At 36.3% G+C, this 15197-nt stretch carries 13 protein-coding genes; 1 reads left to right on the forward strand and 12 read right to left on the reverse strand.

What is annotated here, in order from left to right; translation table 11 throughout:
* Positions 1–69 precede the first annotated feature (69 nt).
* The 12 genes from pepF to F9U64_RS01565 all read right to left on the reverse strand — a co-directional run bounded on the left by pepF (position 70) and on the right by F9U64_RS01565 (position 14332).
* A complete protein-coding gene (gene pepF / locus F9U64_RS01510; protein ID WP_153401005.1) occupies positions 70–1887 on the reverse strand; it encodes an oligoendopeptidase F in 1818 nt (605 codons plus the stop codon).
* 68 nt (positions 1888–1955) lie between these two features.
* Entirely contained in the window at positions 1956–3044 is a 1089-nt protein-coding gene (locus F9U64_RS01515; RefSeq protein ID WP_153401006.1) for a competence protein CoiA, read from the reverse strand.
* A gap of 47 nt (positions 3045–3091) precedes the next feature.
* Positions 3092–4543: an MDR family MFS transporter gene (locus F9U64_RS01520; RefSeq protein WP_153401007.1), complete on the reverse strand. Its 1452-nt coding sequence runs from the start codon at positions 4541–4543 to the stop codon at positions 3092–3094.
* A 205-nt stretch (positions 4544–4748) separates the two neighbouring features.
* The gene (gene mecA / locus F9U64_RS01525; protein ID WP_153401008.1) at positions 4749–5432 is read right to left on the reverse strand and encodes an adaptor protein MecA; all 684 of its coding nucleotides are present in this window, start codon (positions 5430–5432) and stop codon (positions 4749–4751) included.
* Between the two features lie 336 nt (positions 5433–5768).
* Positions 5769–6164, reverse strand: coding sequence for a transcriptional regulator SpxA (gene spxA / locus F9U64_RS01530; protein WP_153401009.1), 396 nt, complete (start codon positions 6162–6164; stop codon positions 5769–5771).
* Between the two features lie 215 nt (positions 6165–6379).
* A complete protein-coding gene (locus F9U64_RS01535; protein ID WP_153401010.1) occupies positions 6380–6988 on the reverse strand; it encodes a GNAT family N-acetyltransferase in 609 nt (202 codons plus the stop codon).
* An 88-nt stretch (positions 6989–7076) separates the two neighbouring features.
* Positions 7077–8294, reverse strand: a complete 1218-nt coding sequence (locus F9U64_RS01540; RefSeq protein ID WP_407647266.1) for a putative glycoside hydrolase — start codon at positions 8292–8294, stop codon at positions 7077–7079.
* A gap of 167 nt (positions 8295–8461) precedes the next feature.
* Entirely contained in the window at positions 8462–9379 is a 918-nt protein-coding gene (locus F9U64_RS01545) for an ABC transporter ATP-binding protein (RefSeq protein ID WP_153401012.1), read from the reverse strand.
* A complete protein-coding gene (locus F9U64_RS01550; protein ID WP_153401013.1) occupies positions 9376–10422 on the reverse strand; it encodes an ABC transporter ATP-binding protein in 1047 nt (348 codons plus the stop codon). Before F9U64_RS01550 ends, F9U64_RS01545 begins: the two co-directional genes overlap by 4 nt.
* An 18-nt stretch (positions 10423–10440) precedes the next feature.
* On the reverse strand, positions 10441–11589 hold the full coding sequence (opp3C, locus tag F9U64_RS01555) for an oligopeptide ABC transporter permease (protein WP_153401014.1): 1149 nt from the start codon (positions 11587–11589) through the stop codon (positions 10441–10443).
* A complete protein-coding gene (opp3b, locus tag F9U64_RS01560; protein ID WP_153401015.1) occupies positions 11589–12521 on the reverse strand; it encodes an oligopeptide ABC transporter permease in 933 nt (310 codons plus the stop codon). Before opp3b ends, opp3C begins: the two co-directional genes overlap by 1 nt.
* A gap of 107 nt (positions 12522–12628) precedes the next feature.
* Positions 12629–14332, reverse strand: a complete 1704-nt coding sequence (locus F9U64_RS01565) for a peptide ABC transporter substrate-binding protein (protein WP_153401016.1) — start codon at positions 14330–14332, stop codon at positions 12629–12631.
* A 251-nt stretch (positions 14333–14583) separates the two neighbouring features.
* Between F9U64_RS01565 and F9U64_RS01570 the strand changes: the two genes are divergently transcribed.
* Complete coding sequence (locus F9U64_RS01570; protein ID WP_194287248.1) at positions 14584–14940, forward strand: DUF3899 domain-containing protein; 357 nt, start codon at positions 14584–14586, stop codon at positions 14938–14940.
* Positions 14941–15197: the final 257 nt, after the last annotated feature.

The raw sequence follows: 15197 nt of genomic DNA on the forward strand, positions 1-15197 counted from the left end.
TTATTTTCACAAAAGAAAATTCAAAGGATTTAAAGGAAGGCTGCCACACTAGATGTGACAGCCGTTTGTTTAATTTATTTCTTTCAGCAGATTTTCCATTTCGTTCAGTTTCTCTTCGAATACTTTTAAAGCATTTAATACTGGTGTCTTCTCTGTCATATCGACTCCAGCATGTTTTAATACTTCGATTGGATAATCACTGCTTCCCGCACTTAAATATTCGATATAGCGTTTTACAGCCGGTTCTTTTTCTTCAAGTATCTGTGCAGCAAGTGATTGTGCTGCAGCATAGCCAGTTGCATATTGATAAACATAATAATTGTAATAAAAATGTGGAATTCTCGCCCATTCCAAGCCAATCTCTTCATCAATAACTAAATCATCACCGAAATATTTCTTATTAAGGTCATAATAAACTTCTGTTAATTTATCTGCAGTAAGCGCTTCGCCTTCCTGCTGCATAACATGAATTTTATGCTCAAATTCAGCAAACATTGTTTGTCTGAAAACTGTACCGCGGAACCCTTCCAGAAAATGGTTAAGCAAATATAACTTTTCTTTCACATCATCTGTTTTGGAAACAAGGTAGTCATTCAGAAATGCTTCATTACATGTTGAAGCAACTTCTGCTACGAAGATAGAGTAATTTCCATAACGATAAGGCTGGTTTTCATGTGTATAATAGCTGTGCATGGAATGGCCTAATTCGTGAGCCAATGTGAATAAGTTATTGATATTATCCTGCCAGTTCATTAAGATATAAGGATTTGTACTGTAGGAACCTGATGAATAAGCCCCGCTTCTTTTCCCGACATTCTCCTCTACATCAATCCAGCGATCCTCAAATGCTTTCTTCATTACATCTAAATAGTCTTCTCCAAGTGGTTTTAAAGCATCTGCCACTGTTCTCTGTGCTTCTTCATAGCTAAATTTCATATCTACATCCTGAATTAATGGTGTATACAGATCATACATATGCAATTCGTCTAGTCCTAGTATCTTCTTTCGTAAAGCAATATAACGCTGTAATAACGGAAGACCTTCATGGATAGCTTCGATCAGGTTATCATAGACAGCTTCCGGAATATTGTTGCTGTTTAATGCCGCCTGGCGTGCACTGTCATAATTACGTACTTTTGCATAAAAATTATCTTTTTTCACTACTCCTTGTAATGTGGAAGCAAACGTATTTTTCAGACTGCCAAACGTTTCATACATTGCTTTGAATGCATCATGACGCACACGACCGTCTTTTGATTCCAGGAAATTAATATAACGACCATGTGTTAAGTCTACTTCTTCTCCATTCTCATCCGTAATTGCCGGAAACTTAATATCTGCATTATTTAACATACCGAACGTTTGAGATGCATTGTCTGTTACTTCAGATGCCTCTGCTAATAATACTTCTTCCTTCTCTGATAAAATATGCGGCCGCTTGCGGTTAATCTCATCAAGTGTATGTTTGTATAACTGTAATGGCTCGTATTCAGCTAGATACTGTTCTATTGTCTTCTCATCCAGTGTTAAAATCTCTGGTGTAATAAAACTCATGGCACTGGATATTTGAGTTAATAAATTCTCTGCTTTTGCATTCATTGCCTGATAAGTCGAATTGGTTGTATCCTGATCATAACGCATATGTGCATATGTATATAATGTACTTAAACGATCAGACACTTCATCCTGCAGTTGAAACAATTGATAAAGCTTTTCTGCTGATTCATTTAACTTTCCCTGGTATTCGGAGAATTGCGGTATTAACTCTTTCACTGCTTGCCATTCTTTGTCCCACTCTTGATCTGTTGCATAAATATCTTCTAATCTCCACGTAAGTTCTTCTGGAATTTCATTACGTCCAGGTAATGATTTTTGCGTTTTTGCCATTTTCAATTCCTCCTTCAACAAACTTTAGATTCACATTATATACCTATTATAACTTACATTGGTATCAATCATACAGTTGTACGTATTACAACATATATATTTTGTTTATAGCATTTTAGAATACCAATCCGTTCAAGCATTTGAAAATATTCTCTGACCGGATGAAATGATGAATGAATAAGGGGAAAATCAGAAGCAGGATAGAAATGATTTCGAAGGATATCATGTGCATCTGTAAATGAGAATTTTTTCTGTTTCAAAATTAAATCAAGATATAGACGACTTTGCCAGACCCATGGCGGACTTTTGGCCATAAATTCCGTTTGAATTGGCAAATTCACAAAGTATGGTAAAGTTTGGACATTCAGTTGATGAAGATACAGCCACTGTCGCCATGCTGTTTCGTTTTTTTGATGAAAAGGAACAGGGCGATTCCGCCATTTTTTCAATTCCTCTCTCCATGTCTGTAGTAACTGATCTGATGGCAACTTTCTCATTGTAAAGAAATCTTTCAATGTAGCTCTGTCTAATGCCATAACAGACAGACTGCCATATGCTTTGGTTTGTGTGAAGAAATAAAAATCCTGAAAGAAGATAAACTGTTTTTGTAAGCTGCAGTAATAGTAGATGGAGAGTGGAAAATATTCGTGGAATTGATGAATATAGCTAGCGTCTGTTGAGGATATCTTGATCATTTGACTTGTTAAACGATTCAGCTTGTTAGCACCTAAGATCCATATGGGGACAAAGCCATTCTCGCGATATTTCGCTGTTCTCCTTTGTACATCACTCATTGGAATGCTTGCACATTGGAATTCAATCGCTAAAGTCTTCGATCCTATCTCTACTAATAAATCAGGGCGCTGTTTAATTTCGGCTAAATAATGTTCTAATTTCACTCGAAATCCTTGATCACTAAACCATTTATACAAATCCAGCTTTCCTTGTTCATGATAAGCACCCTCACCGCCATGCGGGCAGGAAGATTTTCTGTGATGGGCAAAATGGGCAATGACTTTTTCACCGGCTCGAATCAAAAGCTTCTCTTTACAGACAGGGCAATAGAAATGACCTTCCACTTTCAGCTTGGCCAACCTTTCTTTGTTTAATGAATATAGTGTCACAACTTTTCCATGATTATCTAATGCTTGTAACAAAAAATCACCTCCACCGTCTTATTCGACATGGAAGTGATTTTTCCTGCTTAGTTTTCGATTTTACCTGGTATCGAATTTTTAATAAAAAATGCTAATACAAAGCCTACAACCGATATAATGGCAGCAACTAAAAAGGACATATTCACTCCATGAATCATTCCTGCCATTCCATTTGACGGGTTTGCCTGGTTTATCATAATGGACACTAACAATGCTGTACCTATTGCTCCGGCCATTTGTCTCATCGTATTATTCATCGCTGTACCGTGTGGAACCATATCACTTGGCAATTGATTTAACCCTGCGGTTGTAACTGGCATCATTACCATGGCAATCCCGAACATGCGGACAGCATTAACAATGGTCAAGTAAAGAAAACTTGTTTCTGTTGTTAATGTGGAAAACAAAAATGTTGTAACAGTCAGTAAGCCCAAGCCAATAATCGCTAACCATTTTCCGCCAAACTTATCAAATAACCTTCCAGTAATCGGGTTCATCGCCCCCATTAACAATGCTCCAGGGAGCAGCATTAATCCTGATTGCACTGCTGTAAATCCAAGATAACTTTGCATCATGATTGGTAAAATAATCGCCCCACCGATCATGGCAAAAAAAGAAATCATTCCTATTGCCGTTGTTAGAGTAAACATCTTGTATTGAAAAATTCGGAATTCCAAGATCGGCTGTGCTATTTTTAACTGACGACTGATAAAGATATACAGTGTAACAGCACCGATGATTAACGGTATAAGAACTAATGGACTAGTCCAGCCATGATTGACATCTCCCGCTGTACTGAATCCATATAGCAATCCACCGAAGCCTAATGTTGATAAGACTATTGATGGAATGTCTACTTTCGGATCGGTTTGTTTCGTTACATTCACCAAAATTTTAACAGCAACAATGATATCAAGAATAGCAATTGGCAATATTACATAAAACAGACTTCGCCAATCAAAATGCTGTACTAAATATCCTGATAAGGTTGGTCCAATTGCAGGTGCAAATGCAATTACTAATCCGAACATTCCCATTGCTGTACCTCTTTTTTCAATTGGGAATACTAAAAACATAATCGTTTGCATCAATGGCATCATAATACCTGCACCGGCTGCCTGTAAAACACGTCCAATCAGCAGGACATAAAAGCCTGGTGCAATGGCACAGATCAGTGTACCGACAGCAAAACTGCCCATTGCTGTTAAAAATAATGACCTTGTTGTGAATTTCCCAATTAAAAATGCGGTAATAGGGATCATAATACCATTTACCAGCATAAAAATTGACTGAAGCCATTGCGCTAGTGCTTCATTAATTTCCAAGTCTGCCATAATATGCGGCAATGCCGTACCTAATAATGTTTGATTTAATATCGCTACAAACGCCCCTGATATGAGCACGATCATCAGAGGGGTACGATTTATCTGTCCATGTTCAACCATATATTTTATTTCCTTCTTTCTATTTTGCGATCTTTTATAATCTGTACTATTTATAGTATTTATACACTTCCATTATACTAACATAAATTATTTCGTATTTCGAAAGGTCTGATTAAACTTGTCAGCGACTTTTTGTGTTCGATAAGTTGAGAAGATGGAAATAATGGCTTTGAGCCTGTGCGAGGTTACGTACATTTCATATGCAGCTATTACAGTGGTTTCAAAAAAAAAACAGGCATTTCTTTGTAGAAATGCCTGGTTATACTTGAAAATGCTCTTTTACTTGTGCCAGTGCGTCCTCACTGAAAATCACTTTACCATATTCCTGTACAACAAACATAGTTTCCGATGACTCTGTACCAAATTCGAGTATTTGGCTAATCAGATCTTCTTGTTCATCATCTGATAAATATTCCTCATCAAATCTTGTTACAAGCATATATTGTCCTTTATGAAAATACAGTTCTTCTCCCATGCCTTCAGCGGATTCGAATACATGACTTAACTGGATAACATCTTCAAGGTCTTTGAAGCTCACGACTACAACAAAATCTTGACCATATTGCTCTTCCACCTCGACTTCATCCCTGTTTAAAGGGCCGAATTTCTCTTCCAGGAGAGATTCGATTTTATCATCTACAGGCATATCTATCGTCTTGCCGGATTCTGTAGGCAATTGTAGGTTCTGTCCATCTTTTGATATTTGTGCTTTGGTTACGACAATTTCCAGTCCTTTTTCGAGTGCTTGCACTTGTATCCATAAAGGTCCGTCTATTTGAAAATCTTCTTCATTATAATTAACTTCATCCATTACCTGCCAGAACAATTGCTCGCTCTTTTCACGATTGTACCAGATTTCTTCACGATCAAAGCCCCGGTCTTCAATATCCATGTATGAGATATAGAATTTGATCGTATTTTCATTGATTCTTTCTATTTCCATAGATTAACTCTCCCTTCTTATTTGAATGTTTGGGTTGGAAGGGAATTACCATTCATCTATCTAAACCCTTATTTTTTCTATACCCTAATACATTGCTAAATCATTTATTGCAAAGGTGTTATTTCTATTGTATGACAATGATGGCTCATTTGAAAACATAAAAACTTAAATTTATCATTTTTTTATCTTATGCTGTTCATAAAGGTGGTATTAACTATAGATTGTAGCTTATTCTATATCATTTGTCATTAGATAAATACATCATTTTTATGGTTCATCACAGCCCATTTATATCTATAGTGGAAAAAAAAGCAGATCTTTGGGAGATCTGCTTTTTTAATTAACCATTCTTTGTGCTTCACGCAATTGAAATGTTCTTACAGTACGAGGTAAGAATCTTCTGATTTCATCTTCATTATAACCAACTTGGAGTCTTTTTTCATCAAGAATAATTGGTCTTCTTAACAAGCCAGGGTTATCTTGAATCAACTGGAATAAATCCTTTAAAGGTAACTGGTCTAAGTTCACATTCAGCTTTTGGAAAACCTTCGAACGTGTCGAAATGATTTCATCTGTACCATCTTCAGTCATTCGTAAAATTTCTTTAATTTCATCAAGCGTTAATGGTTCTGAGAAAATATTACGTTCGTGAAATGCAATGTTATGCTCCTCTAACCATGCTTTAGCTTTCCGACATGATGTACAACTTGGCGAGGTATAAAGTGTTACCATGTAACTTCACTCCTCAATATCAATTAAATTTATAATATGGATGCTTCTCACTCAACATCTTTTATTACATTAAAATTAGTTTAAATTACTAACTATGTACTATAGTATACTACATATTGTGTTGGAATGATAGAGCATTACGTGATTTTCTTCACTTTTTCCACATTCTTTATTCAATTAAAGTATACCCTCCCAATCCCTTGTTAAACATAATTTCACTCATTATTTTTTCTTTTTTTTTCAGATTTTTTCAGCGCTTCAAAAATATCATTTACTTCACGGTTTTGTCCATATGTGAGTACTTCATCAACTGGCTGATATGACTTTCCATAGACCTCTGTATCCTTATATGTATGAATATCTTCATACATCTTCTTCATTTGCTGATAAATTTCCTCTTCATTCTCACCTGTAGGCGACCAATATAGGATTTCCAGTGTGTTATTCTCATTTGTGGCTAATGATTTTCGCGTATATCCAATTGATAAAGCATGCTTAAATCCTTCTCGTTGATAAAACCGGAGCCGCTTTGTAGAATCCGTATCTTCATAATCATATGGCTCCACTTCTAAAATGATTGGTTTGTTTTTTTGCTTTAATTTTTCAATCAATTGGTGGCCAATACCTTGACCGCGTGACTCTGTCGATACATATACATAGTCGATAAAAATAAAAGTGGGAAACTCCGCATACATCAGAACATGATGCGGACCTTCATCTTTATAATATACATCCCCTTTTTCCTCTAAAAGCAGTTCCATATGTTCTTTTGATTTCATTTCTGTTACTGGAAAATATTGATTTAACTTATCATACCAGTTCACTGACAACACCTCTGTTCCATTCTTTGTCTATGGATCATCGAAATTAATATACCCCTTCTGCCATTGTATTAATCATATATTGCTATAATTAATTGATCGGGGTGTAATCTACCCCTTCTGTATAAGAATTTCCGGCATTCCAGAGAAGAAATTCATCAATGCCATTCTCATTTAATGCACGAATCTGGGCTTCCACTTCTGCTTTTCCATATTGGAATGTCGGTCCACTGTATAGCCATGGTGCTTCAAAGTCCTGAATCCAGGGTCTTGATACTGGTGGATCTTCTAATTGTCCTAATACTTCATTTTCTACCTTTGCATATTCAGTCACTAGACGATATGGCTCTTCATCAGGATTGGTAATGCCGAAATATGATGTCCAGTGACTTGGATAGATCATAGATGAAATGACATCCACATTATCAGAAATTCTGGAAAAATTCTGTCCAATTCCTGGTGCCTCTTTAATTGTTGCAGAATAACCGAAAATATCAACAGAAACATCCACATCATAATATGCTAATTCTTCTCTTGCATATGCGACAAAATCAGTTACTGCTTCTACTCTTTTCTTCACACCATTCATTTCGGAATCTTTATAATCACCTAAATCATACGTCAATTCTTTATCTCTTTTTTCAAATCCTTCCGGAAAACGAACATAATCAAATTGAATTTCTTTAAATCCAAGTTCTGCTGCCATTTTGGCTATTTTTACATTATATTCCCATACTTCTTTCTGGAATGGGCTGACAAATGCTTCACCCTTGCCATTTACCCATACTTCTCCATTCTTTGTAAATGACAGATCAGGGCGTTTTTTAGCCAATACAGAGTCTTTAAACACTACAATTCTGGCAATCGGATAAATCTGTTTTTCCTCTAGTACTTCTAACATCGCTCGAGGATCACTTATAAAGTTTTTTGATATATCTTCAAACTCGGACCCTTCTTCTGGTTTGAAAGTTAAATTCCCGTGATCCTCTTTTACATCGATGACCATAGAATTTAATTCAGTAGTTTCGATTAAATTCACTAATTTCTCGAATCGGCTGCCACCAGCAGAATTTCCTGTTACGTAAATTCCTCGAACAGCATCTGGATATTCAAAATTCAAACCACTTTGATATGTAAAAAGTGGCAGACTGCTCGGAACATCTAATGACAGATCCGCACTCCGTTTTTGAGTATGTAAAGAAGCGCTTAACATTTCCTCACTATCTTCTGCAAATAAACTGACAGGTGCAAGTAAAAATCCTGCAAAAATTAGAATTATGAGCTTTTGTCTCAGCTGTGTGGTTTTCATCATTTTCTATCAATCTCCTACAATTTTTTTATGTTTTATATACAGTATAAAGAAAATAACGATACTTTTGTTAAAATTTAACCAATTTATTTAAATTTTTTGTAAGAATTTTTCTATGTATGACGGAAAGGCCCTTATCCTGTTAAAAGATAAGAGCCTCTCTATTGTTAAACCTGATATTGTTTCATTTCTTCTTCCGTGCATAACACCCAATGTCCCGCCTTGACTTCCCGCAGTTCTGAACCTTCTGGATTATAGCTTGAGTGATCAAATAATACACGCTCTCTATTTCTTTCAAATTCAGGGTCAGGGACCGGTATTGCTGATAATAATGACTTTGTATAGGAATGTAATGGGTTATTGTACAATTCATCACTTTCCGCTAATTCCACAATTCTTCCTGCATACATTACAGCAATTCTGTCACTAATATATTTCACCATTGATAAATCATGGGCAATAAAGAGATAAGTTAACCCTCTTTCTTGCTGTAGCTCTTTCAATAAGTTTACCACCTGTGCCTGGATTGAAACATCAAGTGCAGAAATTGGTTCATCAGCTATAATAAACTCAGGATCTACTGCAAGTGCTCTTGCGATACCAATTCTTTGCCGCTGTCCACCACTGAATTCGTGTGGATAACGGGAAGCGTGCTGCTTATTTAAGCCAACTGTTTCCAGCAATTCATGTACTCTTGCTGTCTTTTCCTGGTCGTTTTTGGCTAATCCGTGAATATCCATACCCTCTGCAATAATATCCTTTACTGTCATTCTAGGGTTTAAAGAAGCATAAGGATCCTGGAATATCATTTGCATCTGCCGGTTAAACGCCTTTAAATCTTTTTTTGACTTCGCACTGTGTACATCTTTACCATTAAAAATTACTTCGCCATTTGTGGCATTATATAAACGGATAATGGTTCTTCCTGTTGTAGATTTCCCGCAGCCTGACTCTCCAACAAGACCGAATGTTTCTCCACGGTAAATATCAAAACTGATCCCATCTACCGCTTTGATGACACCTTTCTTTCCTGCATCAAAATGTTGTTTTAAATCTTTCACTTCTAATATTTTTTCTTGCTTCATGATTGACGTTCCCCCTCAACAGAGATGCCAGCCATTCTCTTCTTCACTGTAGCTGGCGGCTCAATGTCTGGCGCATTTTCATGCAATAACCATGTTGCAGCAGAGTGAGTATCAGAAACTTTGAACATTGGTGGCTCCTCTTCAAAATCAATCGCCAAAGCAAATTCATTTCTTGCCGCAAACGCATCACCCTTCGGCGGATGAATCAGATCTGGTGGTGTCCCCGGTATTGCCATTAGTTTCTCTTCATTGCTGTCAACAGTAGGCAGTGATCCTAGCAATCCCCATGTATATGGATGTTTAGGATTATAGAAAACATCATCCACTGTACCAATTTCTACTATTTTCCCTGCATACATAACAGCAACACGATCTGCTACATTTGCAACAACGCCAAGATCATGGGTAATAAAGATAATGGAAGTATCCATTTTTTTCTGAATATCTTTCATCAATTCAATAATTTGAGCCTGAATCGTTACATCCAGTGCTGTTGTAGGCTCATCCGCAATTAACACTTTTGGATTGCAGGCAAGTGCAATTGCGATTACCACACGCTGACGCATCCCACCGGAAAACTGGTGTGGATATTGATTCATTCTTTTTTCCGGGTAGGGAATTCCTACAAGATTTAATAATTCAAGCGCTCTTTCTTTTGCTTGCTGTTTCGATAATTTTTGATGGAGAATTAATCCTTCCATAATTTGCTTACCGATTTTCATTGTTGGATTTAATGATGTCATTGGATCCTGGAAAATCATTGAGAGATCTTTTCCACGGATTTTCTGCATTTGCTTATTATCTAATTTCGCTAAATCTTTTCCATCAAACAAAATTTCGCCTTCCGGTATTTTACCAGCAGGTTTCTTAATTAATCCCATTAACGCTTTGGTTGTAACTGATTTACCTGAACCAGATTCCCCAACAATCGCTAATGTTTCCCCTTTTTTCAAAGAGAAGTTCACACCACGAACAGCTTGTACTTTCCCACCGTACGTATCAAAAGTTACGTTCAAGTTTTTAACATCTAAAATCGGATCCATTATCTTCCACCTCCCTTTCTATCGTCTCATTTTCGGATCTAATGCATCACGCATTCCATCAGCTAAAATATTAAAGCCAATCATCAGTAAAGATATAATGACAGCAGGAAAGACTAACATATATGGATAAACTCTGTAGTCATCAAATGCTGTGTCTATTAATGTCCCTAATGATGCATCTGGCGGAACTAAGCCAAGACCAATAAAGCTTAAAAATGATTCGAAAAATATCGCACTTGGGATTGTAAACATTGTATTAATAATAATTACACTTAACACGTTGGGAATTAAGTGTTTCATTAATATTCGTTTATCATTCGCACCTAATGTTCTCGCAGCTAAAACAAATTCTTGCCCTTTTAATTTCATTACTTGCCCGCGGACAATCCTTGCCATTCCAATCCAGCCGGTAATCGATAAAGCAATAATAATTGCTGTCAGACCTGGATCAAGGAGCATAATCATTAAAATAACGATAACCAAGTTCGGTATACCTGATAACACTTCAATAATACGCTGCATAATATTATCGGTACGCCCACCGTAATAACCGGATATTCCACCATAAAGAACTCCTATAACCATGTCAATTAATGCAGCTAAAACCCCTATTAACAGGGAGATCTGAGTACCTTTCCATATTCTTGTCCAGAGATCCCGGCCCATATTATCTGTACCAAACCAATAGTACGTATCATCAAGACCCTTAGCTGCATAAATATCCACTTCCATTGCAACTTTATAGTAATTGTCATTACTTTCATTTGGTTCTTCTACTACTTCTGTATTCAGTACATATTGCTCTTCTATTTCGTAACCTGTAATTCCACGCTGAACTGCATCATCTACTGTAGTCCCCTGTACTTCATATGTCTGCATTCCATCTAATCCAAGCCAGCCTAATCCTGGCACTTTCGGTGGTAAATATGCTGCATCATAGTTCGCTTCATCCATTTTATAGTCATTCATTAACGGACCGACTAATGCGAGGGCAACGATCAGCAAAATAACGATTAGACCACCAATTGCACCTTTATTTTTCGATAACCGAAGCCAAGCATCTTTCCAAAAGGAGAGCTGTGGACGAGTAAGTTCTTCACTTAACTCTTCTCGGACATGGACGCGCTGAAACTTCTCTTTACTATATTTTTCTGTCGCTTTGTCCATTATTCCTTCCCTCCTGTAATACGAATTCTTGGATCAATCAATCCATAAAGTAAATCTACAATCAAAATAACTACAACAAATAATACAGCGAAGAGAATAGTTGTTCCCATTATAACTGGATAATCATTGGTATTAATTGAGGTTACAAACTGTTCTCCGATACCTGGTACGGCAAATATCTGTTCAATAACTAGTGTCCCTGTCATTAAACTTACTGTCATTGGTCCCAGCACAGTAATAACAGGTATTAACGCATTCCTTAATGCATGTTTGAACATAATGCTGTTATTTGAAACACCTTTTGCACGTGCTAATTCGATATAATCCGATCCTAATACCTCCAGCATCTCTGTACGCATAAACCGTGCACATATTGCCATTGGGAAAATCATTAAGGCAATGGTTGGTAAAACCGTGTGAATAGGGCTTTCCCAGAACGAAACAGGGAAAATCTGCCATTTAACCGCAAGATAGTATTGTAGCAATCCCGCAAAAACAAAAGAAGGGATCGAAATACCAATAACTGCGATTATGTTTGAAGAGTAATCGAGCCATGTGTTGTGTTTAATTGCAGCAATCATCCCTAAAATAATCCCTAATATTGCTCCAATGATTAATGCCTGTGCACCTAATTCGGCAGATGGACCGATTCTATCTAAAATCATTTGTGACACAGGACGATTTTCATATTGAAAAGACACACCAAAGTCACCTTGAAAAACTCCTGTTATATAATTAAAATATTGAACAGGTACAGGCTCGTCCAGTCCATATTTTTCTTCTAAGAATGCTTGTTGTTCCGGGGTTATTTTTCCTCCCAGATTATTAAAGGGAGACCCTGGCATAATCTTCATAAGGAAAAAAGTTGCTGATATAATGATCAGCAATGTAATAATCATATAAATGATTCGTTGTATAAGGTATTTCGCCAATGCTCCCACCTCCTATATAAAAATGACGAATTGATGAAATATTCAAACAATTCTCTTAACAGGATAAAAGAGAGTATAGTCAATATACTCTCTTTCCCTTAGTTACCTTATTTTTGAATATCTGCATATTTAAAGCTGTAATTATTTGAGAAAGGATTTAATTGATCTAACCCTTTTACATAATTCTTAGCAAGCACTGATGTTTTTCTTTGCAGGATTGGTGCTATTGCAGCATCCTCTAACAGAATTTGTTCCGCTTGTTGTAATGCTTCAAATCTTTCAGCTGGTTGAAGTGCTAATTCAGTTTTCGCTGCTTTAACAAGTGCATCATATTCTTCGTTTGAATATCCAACATCATTGTTTTCTCCACCAGTTACAAAAATGTCAATAAATGAAACAGCATCTTTATAATCTGGGATCCAGCCTGAAACTGCTAATTCATAATTCTTTTCACGCATTAAATCTAATTGCTGTGCCCAAGGAACATTTACAGTTTCAATTGATAATCCTTCTAAGTTTTTCTCTAATTCAGTTTTCATCACTTCACTGATACTTTTAGCAACATCTGTATCACCACTTAGGAAGCTTAATGTTACTTCTTCAAAGCCTAGCTCTTCTTTTGCTTTTGTCCAATATTCTTTTGCTGCCTCTACGTCATAAGCAAGCAGGTCACTGCCTTGCTGGAAGTCTTCTCCTGTTTCCGGGTGTTCCACAAACTCTGCTGGAACAAAGTAGTTCGCAGGGATAGAATCATTTCCATAAACAACATCGATATAAGCTTGTTTATCAAAAGCCTTCGCTAATGCCATACGGAAATTGTAGTTTTGCATATATTCACTTTTCTCAGCTGATTCTTGGTTCATTTTCATATAGAAAGTAGATGCTTCACTTAATGAACCAAACTCTGGACTTGTCTGATTATCCTTCACCTGGGAACCGGACAATGTTACTCTGTCTATGTTTCCAGTTTCGTAATTAGATAATCTTGTATCAGCATCTTTCAATACTTTTACTGAAATACCGTCTAATGCTACATTTTCTGCATCCCAGTATGTTTCGTTTTTCACTAATTCCCAGCCTTCTTCTGCTTTCCAGCTAGTCATTTTGTAAGGACCATTTGCTAGAATGCTGTCAGGAGTTAATGAGAAATTATCTCCTTGCTCTTCGACAAACTCTTTATGAGCTGGTAAGAAGTTTGAGTTAATAACATAAGAATCAAAGTATGGAACTGGTGTTTCTAACTCTACTACAAATGTATAATCATCTGGCGCACTAACACCAAGCTCTTCTGGTGCTAATTCCTCAGCAAAAATTTGCTCTGCATTTTTAATTTTGCCGCTCATTAAGTAATTTCCATAAAAAGATCCATTAGCAGGATTTGCAGCACGCTGCCAGCCATAAACAAAATCTTGTGCTGTAACTGGATCTCCATTTGCCCATGTTGCATCTTCACGCAAATGGAATGTATATGTTAAACCGTCTTCACTAACTTCAGTTTCTTCTTTCTTCGCAATACCTGATACAATTTCTCCACCTGGTGCCTGACGGTATAATCCTTCATAAACTGTATCAATCCATTGTGTTGAAACGTTGTCTTCAGTCATAATTGGGTCCATTGTCGGAATATCTGAAGTAGCAGAAATTCTTAACACTTTTTCTCCCTGTGTTTCTGAAGTTTCTGTCGTTTCTTCACCTTCACTGCTCTGCTCTTGTTCTTCTGTATTGTTATCGGTTCCACCAGTGGAACAAGCAGCCAATGTAATTGCTACCAATGAAACAAGCAAGAACAACAACCAATTTTTATTCTTCATTTAGCGCTCCTCCTAAAGATATGTTAATATTCTGTAAAGTTATTGTTAACTTTAAAAGTATTATACAGCCTACTTATAGACTATTCGACACTTTTTTTAATTTTCCACCAAAAACAAATCATTATACCTAGTATAATTGAACAATATTACCTAATTATCTTGAAGTCGAGAGAATATTCTTACAATTCAGATTTTTCTAACAATTGTTATTTCGACTTTCTTCATGGATAATAAGTTATGGAGGGATCAATGTGAAATATCATTTACCAGTTTTTATTGTTAATTGTTTAGTATGTCTAATTTTGAATATCTTACTATATAAAGAAATAACAATCGTTCATAATATTAATATTTCTTTTTATCTATCAGGGTTATATTTAGGTGCAGGCTTATTACTCTTCGTTATTTCAAGAGGATTCTTTGATATAACAGCGAGCAGTTTTAAAAAAGTGTTTACAAGGACAAATAAACAACAGCAGTGGCAGGACCAATGGCAAGACAATCGCAAACCGTCTGAAAAGATAAATATAAATGTAATAAAGTTCTTTTTGGTGCAAGGCGGGTTAATGTTTTTGGTTATGGTGGTTTTGCTAGTAATTTATTTTTAATTGACTTGAAAAAAGTTGCGTGATTCTATATAATTCAATCATTATCATAATTATTTGAAAATAAAAAGTGGAGTACTTCTTATCCCCTGGTTAAAGAGAGCCTATGGCTGCTGTGAATAGGTACCATGATAAAGAAGGAATTGGGTCTTTTTCGAAACATTTTCAATGTGTGACTGGGCATTAACCAGTTTTTAAAGTGATCACATATTTTTGTGATAACAAGGGTGGCACCGCGGGGCATGTGTCACGAAACCACA

Source organism: Gracilibacillus oryzae, assembly GCF_009498735.1.
GTDB lineage: Bacteria > Bacillota > Bacilli > Bacillales > Amphibacillaceae > Gracilibacillus > Gracilibacillus oryzae.

Coding starts and splice junctions, on each gene's coding strand:
- pepF (WP_153401005.1), bottom strand. CDS start 1,887: ATGGCAAAAACGCAAAAATCATTACCTGGACGTAATGAAATTCCAGAA.
- mecA (WP_153401008.1), bottom strand. CDS start 5,432: ATGGAAATAGAAAGAATCAATGAAAATACGATCAAATTCTATATCTCA.
- spxA (WP_153401009.1), bottom strand. CDS start 6,164: ATGGTAACACTTTATACCTCGCCAAGTTGTACATCATGTCGGAAAGCT.
- F9U64_RS01540 (WP_407647266.1), bottom strand. CDS start 8,294: ATGAAAACCACACAGCTGAGACAAAAGCTCATAATTCTAATTTTTGCA.
- F9U64_RS01545 (WP_153401012.1), bottom strand. CDS start 9,379: ATGAAGCAAGAAAAAATATTAGAAGTGAAAGATTTAAAACAACATTTT.
- F9U64_RS01550 (WP_153401013.1), bottom strand. CDS start 10,422: ATGGATCCGATTTTAGATGTTAAAAACTTGAACGTAACTTTTGATACG.
- opp3C (WP_153401014.1), bottom strand. CDS start 11,589: ATGGACAAAGCGACAGAAAAATATAGTAAAGAGAAGTTTCAGCGCGTC.
- F9U64_RS01565 (WP_153401016.1), bottom strand. CDS start 14,332: ATGAAGAATAAAAATTGGTTGTTGTTCTTGCTTGTTTCATTGGTAGCA.